This window comes from Erwinia sp., from assembly GCF_031978025.1.
In the GTDB taxonomy this organism is placed as follows: Bacteria; Pseudomonadota; Gammaproteobacteria; order Enterobacterales; family Enterobacteriaceae; genus Erwinia.
This window is the reverse complement of the sequence record NZ_DALZCD010000343.1, coordinates 1-3,963: the sequence shown is the minus strand read 5'-3', so window position 1 is coordinate 3,963 and position 3,963 is coordinate 1. Positions and strand designations below refer to the sequence as shown.

Sequence of the window (3,963 nt, the reverse complement as noted above, 5' to 3'; positions counted from 1 at the left end):
TGTGCTGACAGTTTTTCTGAGGGATCATAATCACTGACAGATATGTTCTTCAGCCCATCACCTATCCAGCGGCTTCGATGGCCGCTTTGACGACAAGCCTACCTTAACGACCTGAGATGGCGATAAGTTTAGGCTAAAAATTTGCAGAGATAATGTTTAGAGCTCTCTCAACAGTCTGGCTGGATTGCCAGCATATACTCCTTTCACCAGCAGGGCGCCTGTCTACTCCACCTGAAGATATCGTGAACGCCGTTCTGCAGACGGTAGGGCATATTAATCTTTTTAATCCTCCTGCGCTTTTCTGACAGTGTGCCGCATCAACACTCAGTGCCCACATTTTCAGCGGGTAAAGTTTCCGAAGTCGCTGCCGGTGTAAACATTTACTGAGCTTTGCCGATAATCCTGATTCCGCCATGCCGCGGTTCTTTAGAACAATATACTCCTGTTAAACAGGAGAGTTTTTTGCATCAGCGCCATGCATTAATGCTGATGCTCTACAACCAGGAATTAGTATGAATAATATCAGAATAGGGCTGCGGCTCGGCGCTGCCTTCGGCTTTATGGCACTCCTTGTTATGTTTATGGTGCTCATCGGCATCGTAAAAATAAACTCTCTGGGACAGGCTAACGACGCCATATCCGGAAGCCTGTATACCAAAGCCTCCACGTCTCTTTCACTCCGCTACTACACCTCAGACATGAGTCGCCTTGCCCGAAATGCGATTCTTCTTAGCGACGTCACCAAACGGGAAAAAGCCATCAGCGATTACCGTGACGAAAGACGCAAGGTGGACAGTCTCATCAGTCTTATTGGCAGTCAGGTAAACACGCCTCAGGGAAAGGAAATTTTTGCCAGCCTTAAGGCCCGCTCTGCGCTATTCCTGCCCTTTATTGATGACGTGGTCACTCTCTCGCAACAGGGCAAAAGTGAGGAGGCTACACAGCTGCTTTTCGGCTCCCGCTACCAGACCCAGGCCGACTATATGGCTTCACTGAAGGAAATGCAGACCTTTCAGGAAGCACGGATGAGTGCCGCGGCTGCACAGGCGCGTGACGATCGGGCCGGTGCACTGATGATCTTAATCACTGCTGGTGCGGTGGCTCTGTTCCTTGCTGCAGTATCCGCCTGGATTATCACGCGGAGTATCACGCGCCCCCTCCGGGATGCGGTAGAGGCGGCACAGCGCGTTTCCCGCGGTGATCTCAGTGGTGTGGTCCGTACTCAACATCGTGACGAAACCGGCAAACTGCTATCGGCCATCGGTGAGATGCAGGACTCCCTGATTAATACCGTCAGTCTGGTGAGAAGCAATGCTGAAAATGTGGCATCGGCTACCTCCGAGATTGCGCAGGGCAACGCTGACCTCTCGCAGCGTACTGAGGAGCAGGCCAGTGCACTTGAGCAGACGGCTGCGACCATGACGCAGCTCGGGATGACGGTTAAAAACAACGCTGATAACGCCCGCCAGGCAGGCCAGCTGGCAGTCAGCGTTCGTGACGTTGCCAACAAGGGCAGTGAGGCGACAGTAGCCATCACCGGCACCATGAAGTCAATCAGCGAAAGCTCCGGGCGCATTGGTGAAATCACCGCCGTTATCGACGGCATTGCTTTTCAGACCAATATTCTTGCGCTGAATGCCGCCGTAGAAGCAGCGCGTGCCGGCGAACATGGTCGCGGCTTTGCGGTGGTGGCAAGCGAAGTCAGATCGTTGGCGCAGCGCAGCGCAGCAGCTGCCGGGGAGATACGTCAGCTGATTGCGGCCAATGCAGTCACCGTGGGGCAGGGTAATGAACTGGTGTTACATGCGTCTGACACCATGTCGGGCATTCTCTCAGCCGTCGGGAGACTGACAGATACGGTTGAAGAGATTAACTCTGCAAGTGCCGAACAGGCGCGTGGAATTGAGCAGGTCGGCATTGCCGTGACAGAAATGGACACGACCACTCAGCAGAATGCCTCGCTGGTAGAAGAGTCGGCCGCCGCCGCCTCAGGCCTGCGGGAGCAGGCGGCGTTACTTCTCCAGGCCGTATCTGTTTTCAACTTAGGCAATCAGGCCACACCTGCTGCTGTTCATGTGCCCGCTGCCAAAGCCAGACCGGAAACCCATACTGCGACCGTAAAAGCCCGTGTGAATACCGCGGACGACGGCTGGACGACTTTCTGATAATTACGCCGCGCTATTTATTGGCGCGGTGCGCTTAAGAATGCTGTCTGCAGGGCACGGTTACAAAGTTTGTGATGAGGTAGCCTTTAGTGTTAAGGCTGATGCCATTACCCTCGCAGCTTTTTCTCCATTTCAGGCGCATAGCGCCGGATCAGCGAGAAGGGGGGTGATTGACATTCACATCGCGTTCGACCGGCATCTCCTGTCGCTCACACTAGCTGATACCGTATTTGCTGTGCCGGAGTACCCCCCAAAGCATGATGTCTCGCTGAAAATGTTGGCATTTTAAATGCGTTCATGTACCGCTCCGTCAGCAAAAGTGGGCAATAACTTATCGTCTCAAAATTTTTGCAACAGAGCTAAAATTCCAGGTTTAAGTAAAATTTGATTTAATACAAAGCTACCTGTCGGGGGGGGCAACGTCAGCTAAGAACGAAAAGCAAATCATGGCGTAAATAGAAACTTGTTAAACGCCGGTTCCCGACCGGCGGTATGATACAGCAGCAACGGCTTACAGGCGGTAAATCGAAGCCTGCCATGGCTGAAGATCCAACTGGGTTGCCCCTTCTTCCGCTCCATGCCCGCCGCCGCTATCCAGCACCAGCGCATTGATTACGATCCCCTGCGGAAGCGAATATTTTAATGGCTGTTCGCTGAAATTAATGACCACAAGATAACGCTGCTCGCCCAGCGTGCGCGTATAGGCGAACACCTTCTCATTGGCTGGATCAATATCCTTAAATTTGCCATAAATGAGCGCCGGCGTTTGGCTACGCAGAGCGATCAGGCGCCGGTAATAGTTATAAACGGAGCCCGGCTCCTGTTGTTGGGCTGCGGCATTGATCTGCACATAGTCAGGATTGACTGCAAGCCAGGGTTTACCGGTTGTAAAGCCACCATTAGCTTCGCTGTTCCATTGCATTGGTGTGCGTGCGTTGTCACGACTGGTTTGCCTGACGTTTTGCAGATATTCCTGCGCTGGCACTTTGCCGCTAACTACCAGGTCTTGCCACTGGCCCCGTATTTCAACGTCTTCAAAATCTTCTACCCGTTTAAAGGGGTAATTGGTCATTCCCAGCTCATCTCCCTGATAGATGAACGGTGTGGCTCGCTGCGTCAGCATCATGGTCGCCAGAGCCCGGGCCGAAGCTTCTCGCCAACGCGGACTGTCGTCACCAAAGTGGGATACGGCCCGCGGATTATCATGGTTGCTCAGGAAGCTGGTGTTCCAGCCGTTTTCCCCAGAGCCTTTATCTATTTTGGCATAGGTGGCTTTGAGTTGCGGCAGCGTCCAGTCGGTTTTACGCCAGCCATCGCGGTCCATCCGCACCAGATCGAAGTTAAACAGCATATTCAACTCATGGCGCTGCGGATCGGTGAATTTTTTCGCCTGCTCTGGGGTAACCCCAAACGCTTCACCTACGGTCATGGTGTCGTAATGGGAGAGGACTTTATGATTCATTTCCTGCAGATACTGATGGATGTACGGGCCGTTGGCAAAAACGTACTCAGGGCGCGCCAGCGCAGCGGGAGGCAGATCCGGCAGGCCTGGCTGTTTAGAAATAAACGGGATAACGTCCATGCGAAAGCCTGATACGCCTTTATCCAGCCAGAAACGCATTATGTCATACACCGCCTGCCGAACCTTCGGGTTCTCCCAGTTAAGATCCGGCTGCTTGCTGGCAAAATAGTGCAAGTAGTATTGGCCGGTTTGCGGGTCCTGCTTCCAGGCGGAACCGCCGAGAAAGGATGGATAGTTATTTGGCGCTTTGCCATTGCGACCGTCGCGCCAAATGTA

The 3,963-nt window shown here is 53.2% G+C and carries 2 protein-coding genes and 1 pseudogene; 1 reads left to right on the top strand and 2 read right to left on the bottom strand.

Translation table 11 applies throughout. From position 1 onward, the window contains the following. The first annotated feature begins 512 nt into the window (after positions 1 to 512). Entirely contained in the window at positions 513 to 2,165 is a 1,653-nt protein-coding gene (locus RTK32_RS19835) for a methyl-accepting chemotaxis protein (RefSeq protein WP_312046969.1), read from the top strand. Between the two features lie 113 nt (positions 2,166 to 2,278). On the opposite strand, the pseudogene RTK32_RS19830 reads toward RTK32_RS19835, so the two are convergent. Beyond that, positions 2,279 to 2,424: pseudogene (locus tag RTK32_RS19830) on the bottom strand (IS6 family transposase); the annotation flags it as partial. Between the two features lie 252 nt (positions 2,425 to 2,676). Then, a partial coding sequence (locus RTK32_RS19825) for an alpha-amylase family glycosyl hydrolase (protein ID WP_312046967.1) occupies positions 2,677 to 3,963 on the bottom strand: 1,287 nt, incomplete at its 5' end.